Source organism: Pseudomonas sp. B21-047, assembly GCF_024748775.1.
Lineage (GTDB): Bacteria > Pseudomonadota > Gammaproteobacteria > Pseudomonadales > Pseudomonadaceae > Aquipseudomonas > Aquipseudomonas capeferrum.
In genome coordinates this window covers 715,786-731,275 of record NZ_CP087169.1, presented here as the reverse complement: position 1 = coordinate 731,275, position 15,490 = coordinate 715,786, and the positions used below count along the sequence as shown (strand labels likewise).

General features: G+C 55.7%; 15 protein-coding genes, 1 tRNA gene and 2 pseudogenes. 6 read left to right on the top strand and 12 right to left on the bottom strand.

Going from position 1 to position 15,490, the window contains the following annotated elements:
- Positions 1-714: 714 nt before the first annotated feature.
- The 4 genes and pseudogenes from tnpC to LOY26_RS03345 all read right to left on the bottom strand — a co-directional run bounded on the left by tnpC (position 715) and on the right by LOY26_RS03345 (position 4,494).
- Positions 715-2,270: pseudogene (gene tnpC / locus LOY26_RS03360) on the bottom strand (IS66 family transposase).
- 18 nt (positions 2,271-2,288) lie between these two features.
- A complete protein-coding gene (gene tnpB, locus LOY26_RS03355; RefSeq protein ID WP_009687920.1) occupies positions 2,289-2,648 on the bottom strand; it encodes an IS66 family insertion sequence element accessory protein TnpB in 360 nt (119 codons plus the stop codon).
- Positions 2,649-2,971: 323 nt separating this feature from the next.
- Entirely contained in the window at positions 2,972-3,646 is a 675-nt protein-coding gene (locus LOY26_RS03350) for a hypothetical protein (protein WP_258714394.1), read from the bottom strand.
- Entirely contained in the window at positions 3,646-4,494 is an 849-nt protein-coding gene (locus LOY26_RS03345) for a hypothetical protein (RefSeq protein ID WP_258714393.1), read from the bottom strand. The genes LOY26_RS03350 and LOY26_RS03345 overlap by 1 nt, the downstream gene beginning before the upstream one ends.
- Before the next feature lie 1,092 nt (positions 4,495-5,586).
- Here LOY26_RS03345 and LOY26_RS03340 point away from each other — a divergent pair.
- A complete protein-coding gene (locus LOY26_RS03340; RefSeq protein ID WP_258714392.1) occupies positions 5,587-5,808 on the top strand; it encodes a DUF4224 domain-containing protein in 222 nt (73 codons plus the stop codon).
- A gap of 81 nt (positions 5,809-5,889) precedes the next feature.
- On the opposite strand, the gene LOY26_RS03335 is transcribed toward LOY26_RS03340, so the two are convergent.
- The 7 genes and pseudogenes from LOY26_RS03335 to LOY26_RS03305 all read right to left on the bottom strand — a co-directional run bounded on the left by LOY26_RS03335 (position 5,890) and on the right by LOY26_RS03305 (position 11,202).
- Positions 5,890-6,867 (bottom strand): reverse transcriptase family protein, encoded by a 978-nt coding sequence (locus LOY26_RS03335; RefSeq protein WP_258714391.1) that lies wholly within the window; start codon positions 6,865-6,867, stop codon positions 5,890-5,892.
- Complete coding sequence (locus LOY26_RS03330) at positions 6,824-7,150, bottom strand: helix-turn-helix domain-containing protein (RefSeq protein WP_258714390.1); 327 nt, start codon at positions 7,148-7,150, stop codon at positions 6,824-6,826. Before LOY26_RS03330 ends, LOY26_RS03335 begins: the two co-directional genes overlap by 44 nt.
- A 44-nt stretch (positions 7,151-7,194) precedes the next feature.
- Positions 7,195-7,377 carry a hypothetical protein gene (locus LOY26_RS03325; RefSeq protein ID WP_258714389.1) on the bottom strand — a complete coding sequence of 61 codons (183 nt, stop codon included), beginning with the start codon at positions 7,375-7,377 and terminating at the stop codon, positions 7,195-7,197.
- A gap of 488 nt (positions 7,378-7,865) precedes the next feature.
- A pseudogene (locus tag LOY26_RS03320) lies at positions 7,866-8,260 on the bottom strand (integrase); the annotation flags it as partial.
- Positions 8,261-9,152: 892 nt separating this feature from the next.
- Complete coding sequence (locus LOY26_RS03315) at positions 9,153-10,481, bottom strand: phage integrase central domain-containing protein (protein ID WP_258714388.1); 1,329 nt, start codon at positions 10,479-10,481, stop codon at positions 9,153-9,155.
- 164 nt (positions 10,482-10,645) lie between these two features.
- Positions 10,646-10,721: transfer RNA gene (locus LOY26_RS03310), tRNA-Thr, on the bottom strand.
- Between the two features lie 70 nt (positions 10,722-10,791).
- Positions 10,792-11,202 (bottom strand): pilin, encoded by a 411-nt coding sequence (locus tag LOY26_RS03305; RefSeq protein WP_033701422.1) that lies wholly within the window; start codon positions 11,200-11,202, stop codon positions 10,792-10,794.
- 217 nt (positions 11,203-11,419) lie between these two features.
- Here LOY26_RS03305 and LOY26_RS03300 point away from each other — a divergent pair, with 217 nt between their 5' ends.
- The 4 genes from LOY26_RS03300 to yacG are packed head-to-tail and all read left to right on the top strand — an operon-like array spanning position 11,420 to position 14,317.
- Positions 11,420-12,628: a type II secretion system F family protein gene (locus tag LOY26_RS03300; protein WP_186665983.1), complete on the top strand. Its 1,209-nt coding sequence runs from the start codon at positions 11,420-11,422 to the stop codon at positions 12,626-12,628.
- A gap of 2 nt (positions 12,629-12,630) precedes the next feature.
- Positions 12,631-13,497: an A24 family peptidase gene (locus LOY26_RS03295; RefSeq protein ID WP_258714387.1), complete on the top strand. Its 867-nt coding sequence runs from the start codon at positions 12,631-12,633 to the stop codon at positions 13,495-13,497.
- Entirely contained in the window at positions 13,497-14,120 is a 624-nt protein-coding gene (gene coaE, locus LOY26_RS03290; RefSeq protein WP_047582819.1) for a dephospho-CoA kinase, read from the top strand. The genes LOY26_RS03295 and coaE overlap by 1 nt, the downstream gene beginning before the upstream one ends.
- A complete protein-coding gene (yacG, locus tag LOY26_RS03285; protein WP_047582821.1) occupies positions 14,117-14,317 on the top strand; it encodes a DNA gyrase inhibitor YacG in 201 nt (66 codons plus the stop codon). Before coaE ends, yacG begins: the two co-directional genes overlap by 4 nt.
- 172 nt (positions 14,318-14,489) lie before the next feature.
- Here yacG and LOY26_RS03280 read toward each other — a convergent pair whose 3' ends face one another.
- The gene (locus tag LOY26_RS03280) at positions 14,490-15,173 is read right to left on the bottom strand and encodes an energy-coupling factor ABC transporter permease (protein ID WP_258714386.1); all 684 of its coding nucleotides are present in this window, start codon (positions 15,171-15,173) and stop codon (positions 14,490-14,492) included.
- Between the two features lie 109 nt (positions 15,174-15,282).
- On the opposite strand from LOY26_RS03280, the gene LOY26_RS03275 reads away from it, so the two are divergent.
- Positions 15,283-15,444: a hypothetical protein gene (locus LOY26_RS03275; protein ID WP_258714385.1), complete on the top strand. Its 162-nt coding sequence runs from the start codon at positions 15,283-15,285 to the stop codon at positions 15,442-15,444.
- The last annotated feature ends 46 nt before the right edge of the window (positions 15,445-15,490 follow it).

The window sequence follows — 15,490 nt, the reverse complement described above, 5'->3', positions numbered from 1 at the left end:
GCAGGTCGTAGGGAGAAAACTGGGTCATCTCGAAATTATCTCTAAACGGGAAAAACGTTATCTAGAAAAAAATCGGCTTCCCCCCCGTAAACATTGGTCCAAACCGAATCAACAGATACCCACTATCTAGAAAAGTCTGTAACGCTAAGTGGAAAACCGCGCCCTCTCAAGTCAAAAGCACGCAGATCAACAGCGTAAAAACAGCCACAAAAAAACCCGCACAAGGCGGGCTTCTTAGCAGGGCCAACAAGCGAAAAATCGCCATTGGCCAATCTGAATGTAGTGCCGGAGACAGACAGACGGTTGTTGGCCGTGAGGACCCGGTTTTCGCGGGGTTGGAATTTGGTGGATTTTTTGATGTACCTCATAGGATATCTATAAACAAATCAGCTGGTTATGGCTTTCCGTGGAATCGAATCGGGTTTTTTGGACTTCAGTGAGACCGACGGCCCCCGCTTCAAACGCTAGGTGACGAACGACAGAATCCGTCCGAAGATGGCAGCTAGCAACCTGTAGCTGCCCTTCGTGAAGCACAGCAATCGGCCAGAACACGCCCGACGCTCACAGCTGGGCGTTCCGCCATTGCGCGGGCGTTGTGTTCTGCCCAAAATTTAATGCGTGATAGAACGAGTTGGCATCCTCGAAGCCGACGCTATAGGCCACTTCATTGAGTGCGATCCATGAACCCCACCTACCGCCAGATGGAGCTTCGATTTACCGTTGCATCTCCGGTGAGCAGTTCCACGGCAGCAGCGCTTCGTAGTCCTCTACCGACGAGGCATGCGGCAACCGCTCCAGTACGTGGCGCAGCCACGTATAGGGCTCTTGGCCGTTGGCCTTCGCGGTCTCGACCAGGCTGTAGATCTGTGCACTGGCCGCAGCACCCTTGGGCGTGTCGCTGAACAACCAGGCCTTGCGCCCGATGACAAACGGCTTTATCGCACGCTCTGCCAGGTTATTGTCGATCGGCAAATGGCCGGCCTCGACGTAGCGCTCCAACCGACTCCAGTTGTTCGCTAGATAGTGCACCGCCTTGCCCAGCACGCTTTGCGGTGTGACTTGGGACTGCGTCTTGTCCAGCCAGCTTTTCAACTGGCCGAGGATCGGCAGGCTTCGTTCCTGGCGACCGATGAACCGCTGGTCATCGCTGACATCCTTGAGTTCACGCTCGATGCCATACAGCTTGTTGATCATCGCCAGCGCCACATCGGCACGTCCCGTCTTGCCTTTGGGCTGCACCTTTTGCGCCTCGACAAACTTGCGTCGTGCATGAACCATGCACGCCAACCGTTCGACACCGGGCTGTAATGCCAACGCGTTGTAACCGGCGTAATCATCGGTCATGACATAACCGCGATAGCCCTCCAGCAGGCGCAACGGTACCTCCTGCGCACGGCTGGTGGTGTAGTCGAACAACACGACTTGTCGATCAGGTGGCCGCTGGCCTGCACCCACATCCAGGACTGGCTGGTCGGGTCGCGATCCGGTTCCTTGAGCACCTGCACCCGCGTTTCATCGCAGTGAATCACCGGGCTTTCCAACAACCGCTCACGCATCAGGTTCAGCAGCGGCTGGAAGTGTTCGCTGCACTGGATTACCCAGCGGGCCAAGGTTTGCCGGGGGATTTCGATGCCATGCCGGGACAGTACGCTTTCAAAACGATGTAGCGGCAGACCATCGACATACTTGGTGGTCAGCAGCATGGCCAGCACGCTGGGGCTGGCCATGCTCTTCTCGATCAGCTGTGCCGGTTTGTCGGCGGTGACCGGCGCCGCTTCACAACCACGGCAGCCGTAGACCTTGCGCACATGTTTGAGCACGCGGATCTGCATCGGCACGATATCGAGCTGCTCGCTGGTTTCCTCGCCAACCACATGCTTGCGGCAACCGCAGACGCAGGTCAGCTCGTGCTCGGGCAAGTCGTGGATGACTTCGACACGTGGCAGCTCAGCCGACAACGGTTTGCGCTTGCCACGACGTTTGACTGGGGCAACGACTTCTTCGTCCGCATCCTCAACCACGGCCAGCAACGGCTCGCTTTCCGGCTCGTTGAACATTGCCAGTTGCGGCGTATTGGGATCGACCGTCTGCTCGGATTTGCGGTTGAACAGGCGATCACGCAGCAGCTTGATCTGTTCTTTCAGGTCGACGATGTGGGTGGCATAGGCTTCGTTGACTTCCTGCTCGCGCAAGCGTGCTTCGTAGGCCTCAAGCAACATCTGCTTGAGTAGTACGGGATCGTCTGGAAGGTTGTCGGGCAAGGAAATCATGCCCCGGATTATACCGGGTCAGGCAACGAAACGGGGTGTCAGAACCTGATGTGGACGGTTGCGCCAGAGGTCGAAGCCGTCGAGTAACCAGTTAAGTTCCTGGACGGTCAGGACGATGGCTTCGTCGGTGGCGTCGGGGGAAGTTTTGAAACGTTCGGCTTCGAGGCGCTTGAGCCAAAGGCAGAAGCCGTTGCGCTCCCAGTACAACACCTTGATGCGGTTACGGGCTTTATTGAGGAAGACGAAAAGTACGGGGTCGAACACGGCGACTTTGATGTCCAGCTCGACCAGGGCGGTGAGGCCGTCGATGGATTTTCGAAAATCCACAGGCTTGGGGTAGAGGTAAACTTTTTCGACTTTGCTGTCGGGACGCATCATGGCGGACTGGCTCCAGAAAGAAATCGGGAGCGCAGCATCGGGCTTCAGGTAGTCGCTTGGAATGTGGGCTTCATGGAGCGGACACCTTGCAGGGCCGAGGCCACCGCCCGCCCTTGATTTACTTATCCGAGGGCGGGTATGGGGCGGTAGCTGACAGATCCGAGTGGTGAACGCTATAACATTTTGACATCGTTCAGAGCAACTTAAGCGCTGCTACAGGCCGAAATCTCAGCAGATCTGCCAATCGTCGGTAAAGGGGGTGTCCTATGATTTGATGACACATCTTGAGCTCATTTGGAGCGATGATGAAAAAGGCTAAACTTTCATTGCCCTAAAGTTTCTGAATGGCTAGTTTTTATTGCCACCAACTCGCCAGCCGAATATTTTACAGCCACATGATATGGCAGTACGCTCGAAATAAAATAACTGAACGATGACCAAGTTATAATCGTAAATGATATGACACTTACTAGCATGACACCCCCATTTATAATTGTGAAAGGCATGAGCAGTGCGGTTGACAGACCCACAACTAGAAACACCTCGGCTAACGATCCGCTTCGACGTATTTTTTTAATATTACGATCAAGTTCTATCTTGGCCCCAAGGCCTAAGGCTTTTTTCTGAAGCTCATTATTTTTGGTTTCGATGTATTTTAAAGTTATATCAACAACAAGATCCTTCACTTCATCTTTAAGCGTGAAAAAGTAGAACAGCCCTTCAGCTAGGCTCCGAGCTAGCCATGCAACGCCTATGACAAATGCTATTGAGTAAGTGAGCTGAAGCATACTGAGCGATGGGATAACACCATCTGTCATGTCCATCATGGCCTTTACTTTAACTCCGGACAGCCCACATATGACGCTGTCGGATATTTTGTTGGTTGCAATGTAAGTCGCAACAACAAAGAAAAGCCAAGCAAATATATTGGATAGACTAAACTTGAAGCCTAACTCTTCGTCATATCTCTGCTTGCAATATTCTATTAGCTTTTCCATCAGACCAATCCGATAAAGAAAACGTCCCCGCCTTTCGCATCGTATGCACCACCTTCGAAAATGGGGCTACCGATGAAGACCATTGGAAGCGGAGACCCCAGATATTTTTTGATCATCTCAAATTCTGCCTCGCTTTTGTACTGCAGCTTGATCATCCTGTCGATGACTAGATTTTTAACTTTAGCAGATTTATTGACTGCGTCTAGCTCAGTAACTAGCACTTCAAATATCAGGGGATCACCCAAGTTTCGGCGGGAAACCATGGAGTGAAAATTCTCGCTGGATGTCCTATTGAACTTAAAGGGGGTCTGCTTGTCTTCGCTTACAATAATTTCTATCGTGCTCTGCCCGGAATTTTTATGGCGCACAACTCCGATCAACTGGTCGATTTCTTTGTTGATAGCTCGGTCGCCATAAGGGTGCTGAGATGCGTTTGGAATATAGTTTTCGTAAGTGATAGGCTCGATAACACCTAGCCGAACTTGTTCTTCACGGAGCGCGGATTGGTTGGCTAGAGAACCGGCGTTGGCTAAAGCTTGCTCGCGCGCCTTATCAACTGCAGGGCTAATAGCACTGACGATCCTTTTTAGCGTGCTCTTGATCTTTGGGCTGTTATCAATAAATTCTATGATGTAACCGCCGTCCTTTGGCGGTCTCGACCACAGCTCCGTTTCTAGATAGTCTTCGGGGCTAAGCCGAGCATTTTTTATTACTTCGCCGTACTTGACGTCAAGATGCGCACGATTAACTGCGCCTTGAAGATGATAAAGGCTCTTACCTAACGTGCGCAGGCTTACCGTATGATTTCTTGTAATGTCACCATCAAAGTGCAAGTGTAAGTAACTCATAGCGGCTTCCCTGCTTCAACGCCCAATTTATAAATTTAAGCTTCGATCAGATGGCTTAAGGAGAGCAGCTAGCTAGCGCCGTGGCAACCTGCCATCACGAGACTGCGCGAGTATGCCTGAGTGGCCTGTCCAGAGCAGCTATTTTTCGTGCTTGCTGGAGCTGAACGAAATCGGCAGTAAAGCCGTAGACAGCTTCAACGAGAGTAGAGAGCGCGGTGGTGAAACGGAGAATGAAGGGAGAAAATCTAGTCAGGCAAAGGAAAAAGGCTTAAGAACGTAAACCGTAAGCCTTTGAAATCATTGGTGGGCCCACACGGACTCGAACCGTGGACCAAAGGATTATGAGAGCGTAACCAAGCGGCACTCTCTGGTGGGGTCGTTGCCGGGATTGATCTCGATAAGGAATCCGTCGAGCATAGGCCTTCATCGAAGCGAGTCCGGCGCGTAATGAACCTAGAGAGTATTTGGCGAAAAGAAATGCGCCGTCGGCTCAAAGGCGACCTGTAGCTCCACATGACTGAGTTCCGGTGAGCCGACGATCTGGGCTGATAATGACGTACGACTGATACCCGGCTATTTGTTCAGAATTTTCTGACCCAGCTTGTAAGCACCCCAGCCCACCCCTCCGAGCAGTGCAGCGCCGCCGACGGCGCAAGCAACGATTGGAAGAACAGCAGAACCTGCAGCGGCACCTGCGATAGCTGCTACACCGCCAGCCATACCTGTCCCCCCGCGGCAACAGCCCCTCCACCTGCTGCAGCAATAGCGGCCGTGGTAGTCGCTGCTGATGCGCCAGCGGCGATTGTCGCCGCTGCCGCCGCTTCCGCCGCTGCTACACCGATCACTCCAACGCCGTAGGCAGCACCGATACCCGCTCCAGTGGCCGCAGCCACCCCAACTGCAGCCACTTCACCAACCTGCTCATTGTTCATGTAATGCTCTCCTCACAGTCCCTGAGAAAACGACATTAATGCAGGCTATTTGACATCATGCAATAGGGGCTGCTTTTTCTTTGCTCTTAAACCTACCAGTGCAACAGCCGCAATGAGGTGTAAACGTCATGAACTCACTCAGTCCAGGGGAAGTGGATCAATGCCGGTAGAATTTTTGACGCACGAGCAGGTTTGCGAACTCACCGGAGCGAAGACGAAGAAGGCGCAGATCGCGAATCTTGCGCAGAATGGCATTCGTCATTCGATCAAGGTAAACGGCTGGCCATGTGTGACTGTGGGCGCAGTTGAGGGCTATGCACCCCAGGTTGATGAGGAGCCCGCCGTTCCCGCGTGGAATCCAGACTTCAGCAAGATCAATTAGGCCGCTGGTTACGTGACGGCGGAAATTCTTACGCGTCAGTTCCGCCGTATTCACGGAAACTAGCACCCAAAGAATACACCCTTACTTTAAACTCAAACTATTTCTGGCCAAAAGCGCTTTATGCTTGAATTTAGGATCAAGATACGAAGCTTCGTTAAGCACACCAGCTAGTTTTTCCATTAGCTTCTGCTCGCTAAAACCGTATCGATCAATTTCGCCATTGATGGCGGCCTCCAACCTTCTTACTGATACAATCCTTGCGTATGGCACGTGAACTTTATTGTTGATAATTACTGTTCCAGTCACATGCTTAGGCTGTTTCTCAGTAAATATCCGGGTTTTCTTATCATTGATAACATGACCATGCCGCCTGACCACTGACTTCACCTCTCTCTCAAGAGAGCGCGGAATTAAGTCACCAGAGAACGTCAGATCGTCCACATAACACGTAAATATTAGGCCATGCTTTTCTGCTAGAGCATTTAACTCATCATACATCGGACGAGATGAATGAAGTGCAAGTAGCGGACTGAGCGGGCTTCCAGTTGGCAAGCAATTTCGAAAAGTTGTCAGCCCGGTAAGGATTCCCGATACGTCGCCTACGCAATTCATTTGAGTTGAAAAAAACTCGCTAACATGAAAGCTTTTGACCTGACCGTAAAAATTACTCAAGTCAAAAGTTGCTACAGTCTTCGATTTTTCATGAGCTAGTGCATTTGACCGATAGGAGCGCTTTTTGACTCCAGCATGTGCGTAACCTGGATACTCCATTCTTTGCAAAAGCTTAAGTATACGCTCATGGATAGCCCGCAGCTTACGAGCAGGCGTCTGTACAAGCCGTCTCTTGGTTACCTTCTGTGAAAAAGGATTATAATCTTCCAATAGAGTAAATTCCCGGTAGTTTTCATTACTACCAAGAATAGAGTTTATCTCCTCTTGCTCGCTATCAAGCACATGATATAGCTTACCTGGAGATGTTAGCTTGTACAGTGCGCTCTGATTTATTGGATAAAGCTTAAAAGGTTTTCGCTTTCTTACCGAAGTTTTTAGCGGTCTCATTCCTAGCCTGATTCCATTCAAATATTGAGACTATTTTCTTTGCGACATGCATCCTGAACTTGTCACTTGGCTTAGGACTCTCTAAGTTTTCCGAAAAAAACAATATAGATGAGAGAGGAATGTCAAACTGCTCGCTGTATCTGGACAATATGTCCATGGTTGGTTGTTTTTTTCCTGACTCTATTTCGGATAAATAGGAGTTGGAAATTCCAAGCCGGGCAGAAAGGTCTGATTGAGAAACGTCGTAAAACGTACGAATCAGCTTAAGCGCTTTATTTAACATGGCGAATGCCTATAGTAGAGCTGGTGAAAACAGCGGGGTAGGTCTTATTCAGAATCAATTCCGAGGAAGCTAAGGATTTTCGGCCAGTATTTATCGATCAGCGTGCAGAGGTTTACGAAAAACCGTACTACCTGCCAACCAGCCATGAAAACCTTTACAACGCTCCACTTCTTCTTTTCTGGACTGACCAGACATTGCTCTGCGGTTTTTTCTTCACTCTTGTGCATCTTTCGAAGCTCCTATCTAGGTTATGACACACTTATGTGTGTCTCTCGGGCATAACCAGATAGCAAGTAGTGAAACGGGTTGAGCAATGCTTTTCCCCCTCCGATACACCGGCTTCGTCGCTCTCGACGAAGCCGCTTTTGTCCTTGAAGGTGTGGAGGCGCCTGACGCGGCATTCCGCCTTCTGCGGCCAAGGGTTAGAGACCTAGGTCTCCACGGTGCTTTGGCACCAACAGCAACGAGATGAGTCTCCGTCCGCCAGACAAATATGCGAAATAAATTCGCAGGTGTCAAACATTTTTCGCTACCAGCGAAAAATAATCGCTGGATACGAAACATCTATTTCTATAAACATCAATAAAATCAGTCTTATAGATCAAAAACCTTTTGCTTTTGGATCTGTCTCTGTGAGGGTTTATTGGTGTGCAACCTAAGGATCTAGGCAGTACCTGCAGGCATTCCCACTCAGCCTCAACCTAACGGTTTAAGCGATCTGCTTAGTGGGTTCACGGTCGCGGCCTTGCGGCATGAATTTCGAACCTCTGCGCGCTGCATACCTACGCCTTACTCGGACTCGGCAATTTCATGCACCGACCAACACGAAGCTTCGCCATAATTCTGTTGGCGCTGAACAATCTGTTTTTGCAGTAATGGCAGCTAGATCACCGCGCCTAACCACGTCGCGCAGGCATGCCACGCATTATTGATGCCAGGCCACTCATCCGGACGGCACCACTTCACGAGTGTCTGCCACCTGTCAAAATGCACCTTGACCGTGCCTTAGTGACCGCCACCGAACATGTCTTTCAGTGCCTGCGGCTCTGTATAGCTCAATTGCCTGCCGTAACCGAAATTACGGCCATCACGTCTACCCACCAGTGCCATGTCAGTCACCTCATCGTCCGCTCTCGACCCTCGCCCCACGTCATCCCGCCAAGAATGTTGAGTGTTATCAGGGATCAAGGCCCCTGCGACCTGTGGGGAATGTCCTCTACGCGGGACTGGCGGCTCCTTACGTCCGGGAGCAAGGGCATCTCATGATCTGGCCTCCTGAACACCGTTACCGGTGGGCGGGTGGAGGCTGCATTGGCTGACGAGACCAGTGCCGCGAGATCCTGAGCTATGTGCAAGCAGCAATGCGATGACCGGGGCATGCCTGACTGTCAGTCAGGTGCAGTCCATTCCTTGGTCTGCGGCACCATCATCTACATGGCTGTTGCTGGTGACATCGGCGTTTGTCACGCCGATTGTCACGAGGGGGATTGCCCAAAGCCATGTGCGATCAGGGCTGCAGCAGTGATAGAAGTGCCCGTCTCTTTCCTGAAGAAAGAGACGGGCACAGGTTGGCGCAAGATTCGGCCAAGCGGATAGGTTGCTGCAGGGCAGCGAGGTACGGTGTATATGGCGCACGAGCGTCATAGGTGTAAGAGCATCCATCACATGAGTAGTGACCGGGCGAGCTGCCGGATGCGAATCGCCCTTGGGGAGAACCACCGCGAGAGCGGCGTGACCTTTAAGGTTCAGGCCACCTGGGGTGCTGTCATCGACAGCGCTTGCACGGCCAGTTCTACGCCTGTGGATAAACCCGGTCAAGGGCCTACATTCGGCGCTCTTGGGGACGTGAAAAGCGGTTATCCATTGGTGGAATTCCGTGGTAAATCCCGGACAACGTCTTGGCTTTTAGCTCTTCAAAGTGAGGTCCATCCAAACAGGGCGGCTTTGCAGCCCTGTTTGGATGGACCCGCGTGAAAGAGCAGCCAGCGCCGATCTTGCAGGCTCACCCACGATTGAATGCGCCATGACCATTTGGCAAGGCGGTGACGTTGTCGCCTACCGGATGGGCAAACTCATGCGGAGTGACATGGCCCGATCTGTTGGCATCGATATAGTTACTCCACCACGCCATGATCAACCGACGCTGCTCCAGAAATTGGGCTTTGTGGATGTAAGCGGCGCGAACGCGGTTGCGCTCCTGATGGCTCATCTGCCGCTCAATCGCCGCGTCCGTCCACAGCCCTGATTCGAGCAGGGCACTACAAGCCATGGTCCTGAAACCATGCCCACACACGTCCTTGGTGGTGTCGTATCCCATATTGCGCAGCACCTGGTTAACCGTATTCTCCGACAAGGGTTTCCAGTACCTGTGATCACCGGGCAACACGAGTTCAGAGAAACGATTCAAGCTGCGTAGCCGCTCAAGGATTTCGATGACTTGAGGCGACAGCGGCACTATCTGAATGTCCCCACTCATCTTGGTCCCGCGCGTGGAATAGCGGACACCCTCAATCGGCTTACGAGTATCGGGGATCTCCCACATCGCACGTTGCAGGTCGAACTCATCCCACCGCGCAAAGCGCAGTTCGCTGGAGCGCACGAACACATGCAGCGTCAGCAGCACTGCGAGCCGGGTCAGCTCGCGACCGGTGTAGTTGTCGATCCGATCCAACAGTTCAGGAAGGCGGTTCAGCGAGAGCGCAGGACGGTGCACGGTACGTGGCGCTTGAATCGAGCCCGCCAGATCTAGCGCCGGATTCTGAGTGATCTGTCGCGCCCGCTTCGCACCCCGCATGATCGTGGATAGATAGTTCTGCACACGCAGCGCTACATCCATGGTGCCGCGATCCTTGATCCGCTGAGTGACCTCAAGCAGATCGTGGGTGTCGAGTTCAGCGATAGGCCGCTGACCAATCAGTGGAAACACATGGGTGCGCAACCTGCTCAGCACCGTGTTGGCGTGGCCCTCGGTCCAGCGCCGGGACATTTCGACGTGCCACTCCAGGGCAACGGTTTCAAAGAGAAGGCTCGCCCGCTGGGCTGCGATCTTGGCCTTCTGCTTTTCTTCCATCGGATCAAGGTTGTCGAGCAACAAAGCCTTGGCCTCATCACGCTTGGTCCTCGCGACGGCCAACGAAACGATTGGGTACTTACCGATAATCAGCGTGCCTTCCTTGCCGCTGGGTTTGAAATACCGCAGCCGCCAAGTCTTCGAGCCACTGGGCGCGACGTACAAGTACATACCCCCGCCGTCGAACAGTTTGTAAGCACGATCACGCGGTTTGGCCGTGCGGCATTTGAGGTCGCTGAGCGGAGTGGCTAGCCGTGGCATAGGGGTACGTTCTCCATTCAGGAAAGACGCTGTACCCCAAAAATACCCCCGGTTATTGGGGATCTAGTTGGTTCCCGACGGAGGGTCGTGGAAACAAAAAACCGGCCACAAGGCCGGTTTAGAGGGCTTCCAAAGCATTCAGCGGAATGCAGTGGAGCTGGATATGGTGCCGGAGACAGGAATCGAACCTGCGACCTTCGCGTTACGAGTGCGCTGCTCTACCGACTGAGCTACACCGGCGTGTAGCGCAACGTACCACTGCCGCACCCGTTACGCAAACCCCTGTTTCCCCTCGTTTATTGCCCTGCCCTCAAGCCCCTTTGCAACCACTCGGCGCGAGGTCTTCCTCGATGTTGGTGGTGCAGCCCCACCCAGTAGCCGAGCGGGTCAGGGTCAGGGCTTTGCCAACCACGGTGGCCGGTGCATCCACCAGTGTGCACACAATGCTCCCGGTGCCGGCAGCTGCGTTGCCGCTGGCGGTAATCGCGCAATGCGCTGTCGCCGGTTGCCCACCCAGCGCACCTACATCTGCCACATCCTTGCCTTCGTTCAAGCGCAGGTCCATGGCTGTCTTCAGCGCCGAAATCTCCAGCAACCCGGCTGCGGCCTTGGTGCGGGACTGGTGGTTGGTGTACATCGGTATGGCGATGGTCGCCAGAATGCCGATGATCGCGACGACGATCATCAGTTCGATCAGGGTGATACCGCGTTGCCCTTTCATGAACGTTTTCCTTGTTTGATACGCATACACATTGGGGTCACTCTCGGCCCCAGGCCGGCAGCGGCGCAGTAGGCCTGAACAGACACCTTTTGTCACCCCTGCCCGCCTGGGCGTCATCTTCGCTGAACTACTCTAGTGAGCATCAGGGAAGCACGCCCTCTCATGGACGCGGCAAGCTGTTTCGAGGCTTGTCGTGCGGGCAAAAAAGGACCTTTGCATGAACCCTTCGATACGTCTTTACGCCTGGCAGGGCACCAACGCTGATGGCCTGGCCGTCAGTGGGCAAATGGCTGGGCGCAGCCCGGCTTATGTGCGCGCCGGGTTGCTGCGCCAGGGCATTCTGGTGGCGCGTTTGCGGCCTGCTGGCGGGCGGGCGTGGCGTTGGCCGAAGCGGCGGGAGAAAACCGACCCGGCGGGTTTTAGCCGGCAGCTGGCGACTTTGCTTAAAGCCGGGGTGCCGCTGCTGCAGGCGTTCGAGGTGATGGGGCGCAGTGGCTGTGATGCGGCGCAGGCGGCGTTGCTGGTTCGATTGAAACAGGATGTGGCGTCGGGGCTGGGGCTGGCGGATGCGTTGCAGCGCCACCCGGGGTGGTTCGATACGTTGTACTGCAACCTGGTGCGAGTGGGTGAGCAGTCCGGCACGCTCGACCGGCAGCTGGAGCAGTTGGCGGGCATGCTGGAACAGCGCTTGGCCCTGCACAAGAAGTTGCGCAAGGCGATGATCTACCCGCTGCTGTTGTTGCTGACCGGGTTGGGCGTTTCGGCGGTTTTGTTACTGGAGGTGATCCCGCAGTTTCAGAGCCTGTTCGCGGGGTTTGATGCGGCACTGCCGGCCTTTACCCAGTGGGTGATCGACTTGTCCACAGGGCTGGGGCGTCATGCACCGGTGTTGCTGGTAAGTGCGGTGCTGTTGGCGGTGGCTGCGCGCGAGCTTTACCGCAAGCACAGGCCGGCGCGCTTGTGGATAACTCAGCGGGTGCTGGGCCTGCCGGTGTTCGGCAAGCTGCTGGGGCAGGCGGCGCTGGCGCGTTTTGCGCGCAGCCTGGCAACGTCTTATGCCGCTGGGGTGCCGCTGCTGGATGCCTTGGGGACGGTGGCCAAGGCCAGTGGTGGCGAGCTGCATCAACAGGCGATCCAGCGCTTGCGCCAAGGCATGGCCAATGGGCAGGGGCTGAACCAGGCGATGGCGGCCGAACCGCTGTTCCCGCCGCTGCTGGTGCAGCTGGTGGCCATCGGTGAGTCCAGTGGCACGCTGGACCAGATGCTGGAAAAAGCCGCCAGCCACTACGAGGAACAGGTCAGCCAGGCGCTGGACCAGTTGACCAGCCTGCTGGAGCCGGCCATCGTGCTGGTCCTGGGCCTGCTGGTTGGCGGCCTGGTGGTGGCGATGTACCTGCCGATCTTCCAGCTGGGTAGCTTGATCTGAACATGACTTTATGGACCTTCCTGGCGATGGAGCCGGTTTACTTCATCACCCTGGCGACCGTGCTCGGCCTGTTGGTGGGCAGTTTTCTCAACGTTGTGGTGTACCGCCTGCCGATCATGCTGGAGCGCCAATGGCAGCGTGAGGCACACGAAGTGCTGGGGCTGCCGGTGACCGAGCACGAGCGTTTCGACCTGTGCCTGCCGGCCTCGCAGTGCACACAATGCGGGCACCGGATACGGGCGTGGGAAAACATCCCGGTGCTCAGCTACCTGGCGTTGCGTGGGCGCTGCTCGGCCTGCAAACAGCGCATCAGCGTGCGTTACCCGTTGGTCGAGGTGGGTTGTGCGCTGCTGTCGATGGTGGTGGCCTGGCGCTACGGGGCCAGCGTCGAGGCACTGGTGCTGCTGCCGCTGACCTGGAGCTTGCTGGCCCTGAGCTTGATCGACCATGACCAGCAACTGCTGCCCGATGCCATCGTGCTGCCGGGGCTGTGGCTTGGGCTGATCGTCAATTACTTCGGGGTATGGGTGCCCTTGCCCGATGCCTTATGCGGCGCGGTGGTCGGGTACCTCAGCCTGTGGACGGTGTACTGGCTGTTCAAGCTGGTTACCGGCAAGGAAGGCATGGGCTATGGCGACTTCAAGCTGTTGGCGCTGCTCGGCGCCTGGGGTGGCTGGCAGGTACTGCCGCTGACCTTGTTGCTGTCGTCGGTGCTTGGGGCGCTGGTTGGGGTGTACCTGCTGCGGGTGCGCAAGCATTCCATGGGTACGGCCATGCCATTTGGGCCCTATCTGGCAATTGCGGGGTGGATTGCCGTGCTCTGGGGTGATGAAATATACGCCTCTTACATGCAACTGCTTGGATTCTGATGACCACTGCAGCTTTCACCCCTTGGATTCTGGGCCTGACCGGCGGAATCGGCAGCGGCAAGAGTGCCGCCGCCGAGCGCTTCGTCGAGCTTGGCGTGCACCTGGTCGATGCCGACCAGGCGGCGCGCTGGGTGGTCGAGCCTGGGCGACCGGCGCTGGCCAGCATTGTCGAGCGCTTCGGCCCTGGCGTGCTGCTGGACGATGGCCAACTCGACCGCGCGGCCTTGCGCCAGCTGATTTTCGCCGACCCGGCGCAGCGCCAGTGGCTGGAGGCGTTGCTGCACCCGCTGATCGGGCAGGAGATTTTCAGCTACCTGGCCAAGGCCGAATCGCCTTATGCCGTGTATGTGTCACCCTTGCTGATCGAGTCTGGCCAGTATCGCAAGACCCAGCGCGTGCTGGTGATCGATGCGCCGCAGGCGTTGCAGGTGGAACGTACGCTGCAGCGGGACAACACCAGCCCGGAGCAGGTGCAGGCCATTCTCAATGCGCAGCTGGCCCGCGAAGAGCGGCTGCGCCATGCCGACGATGTGGTGGTCAATGACCGCGACCTTGCCGCGTTGCACGAGCAGATCGACCGTCTGCATCATTTTTACCTGACTTTACGAGGAGGCCAGCCATGAGCCAGCCATTGACCGTCGACTGCCCTACCTGTGGCGCACCTGTGGAATGGAACGAGAAAAGCACGTGCCGGCCGTTTTGCTCTGATCGCTGCAAGCTGATCGACCTGGGGGCCTGGGCGGCGGAAGAACACAAGATCGCGGGGTCGGAAGAGTCCGAGGATGAGCTGTATTCGGGGGACCTGGAGCCGCGGCACTAAGCCTCTGTATTGGCCATCTGTATTGGCCTCTGTAGGAGCGGCCTTGCGTCGCGAAAGGGCTGCGCAGCGGCCCCGGCAATATTTGTGGTGGCGCTGAAACCGGGGGCCGCTGCGCGGCCCTTTCGCGACGCAAGGCCGCTCCTACAGGGGTCGTGCAGCGGGACGGGGCCGGTCAATGTTCGTCTTCTTTCCACGGCGCCTGCAGGTACCGCGTGCGGTTGAACGTTTCCAGCCACTCCGGGCAAAACACCACCAAAGCACTGATCACCATGCCGTTGATGAACGCCTCGGGGAACATCATCAGCCACAGGTAGCCGACAAAGTCACTCAGCCACTCCGGCATGGCAAAGCGCCCGTCCAGCCACAAAATCCCCAACCCGGCCAACACACACACCAGCACCGTCAACGCTGCCGGAAAAAACCCTGAACAAAAGATATACACAAACAGGTTTCGCGGTTGCGCACGTTCGACCGCCATGGCGCACAGTTCGGTAATCAGTACCGGCAGGCCAATCAACAGCAGGCCGTTGACGCCCAGCGCCGCCAGGTCCTGACGCCCCAGCGCCAGCAACCCCAACTGCGCAAGAAAGCCGCCCAGCACCGCCAGCGGCCAGTCCAGCAACAAGGTGACGGCCGTCATGCCGATGAAGTGATACGACACGCCCGTATCAAAGTCGCGCCTGACCAACCACAGGGCAAACAGGCAGAACACCGTACCAAACAGAAGGTGCTGGCGGCGCCGGTCGGTGAACAGCTCTACCCAGCGGGCGCGGCTGGCCGCCCAGAGCAACAGCGGCACGTAACCCAGCCAGCCCAGCGTGAGGCTGGTGTCTGACAACACCTGTGCACTGATCACCTGGTAAATACCCCTTTCAGCCTTGTGGATAAAGTGAGTCTACACCCATTCTCCCGTTCATCCGGCTGCGGTAGGCTGGCGCCTCCCCGCGATGCAGGACGCATTCAAAATGCCGGAAGGAACCAACCTCGCACTGCTGCTGACAGCGCTGCTCAACGCTGTGATCGGCCTGTTGCACCTGGCCATTATCGTGGTCAGCTCGCTGGTCTGCCTGGGGTTTGGCCTGGTGCACTTGCTGGGGGTTGTTCAGCAATGGCCGGTGTTGAGCTGATTTCTACGCACAAACAGCATCTTACCGTCATCGATTAGCGTCTAAG

Bases quoted from the DNA above. Each gene is read 5' to 3' on its own strand.
- LOY26_RS03325 (WP_258714389.1), bottom strand. From the start codon at position 7,377: ATGCACAAGAGTGAAGAAAAAACCGCAGAGCAATGTCTGGTCAGTCCA.
- LOY26_RS03335 (WP_258714391.1), bottom strand. From the start codon at position 6,867: ATGAGACCGCTAAAAACTTCGGTAAGAAAGCGAAAACCTTTTAAGCTT.
- LOY26_RS03350 (WP_258714394.1), bottom strand. From the start codon at position 3,646: ATGGAAAAGCTAATAGAATATTGCAAGCAGAGATATGACGAAGAGTTA.
- LOY26_RS03295 (WP_258714387.1), top strand. From the start codon at position 12,631: ATGACTTTATGGACCTTCCTGGCGATGGAGCCGGTTTACTTCATCACC.
- yacG (WP_047582821.1), top strand. From the start codon at position 14,117: ATGAGCCAGCCATTGACCGTCGACTGCCCTACCTGTGGCGCACCTGTG.
- LOY26_RS03305 (WP_033701422.1), bottom strand. From the start codon at position 11,202: ATGAAAGGGCAACGCGGTATCACCCTGATCGAACTGATGATCGTCGTC.
- tnpB (WP_009687920.1), bottom strand. From the start codon at position 2,648: ATGATGCGTCCCGACAGCAAAGTCGAAAAAGTTTACCTCTACCCCAAG.
- coaE (WP_047582819.1), top strand. From the start codon at position 13,497: ATGACCACTGCAGCTTTCACCCCTTGGATTCTGGGCCTGACCGGCGGA.
- LOY26_RS03315 (WP_258714388.1), bottom strand. From the start codon at position 10,481: ATGCCACGGCTAGCCACTCCGCTCAGCGACCTCAAATGCCGCACGGCC.
- LOY26_RS03340 (WP_258714392.1), top strand. From the start codon at position 5,587: ATGCCGGTAGAATTTTTGACGCACGAGCAGGTTTGCGAACTCACCGGA.
- LOY26_RS03300 (WP_186665983.1), top strand. From the start codon at position 11,420: ATGAACCCTTCGATACGTCTTTACGCCTGGCAGGGCACCAACGCTGAT.
- LOY26_RS03345 (WP_258714393.1), bottom strand. From the start codon at position 4,494: ATGAGTTACTTACACTTGCACTTTGATGGTGACATTACAAGAAATCAT.
- LOY26_RS03330 (WP_258714390.1), bottom strand. From the start codon at position 7,150: ATGTTAAATAAAGCGCTTAAGCTGATTCGTACGTTTTACGACGTTTCT.
- LOY26_RS03275 (WP_258714385.1), top strand. From the start codon at position 15,283: ATGCCGGAAGGAACCAACCTCGCACTGCTGCTGACAGCGCTGCTCAAC.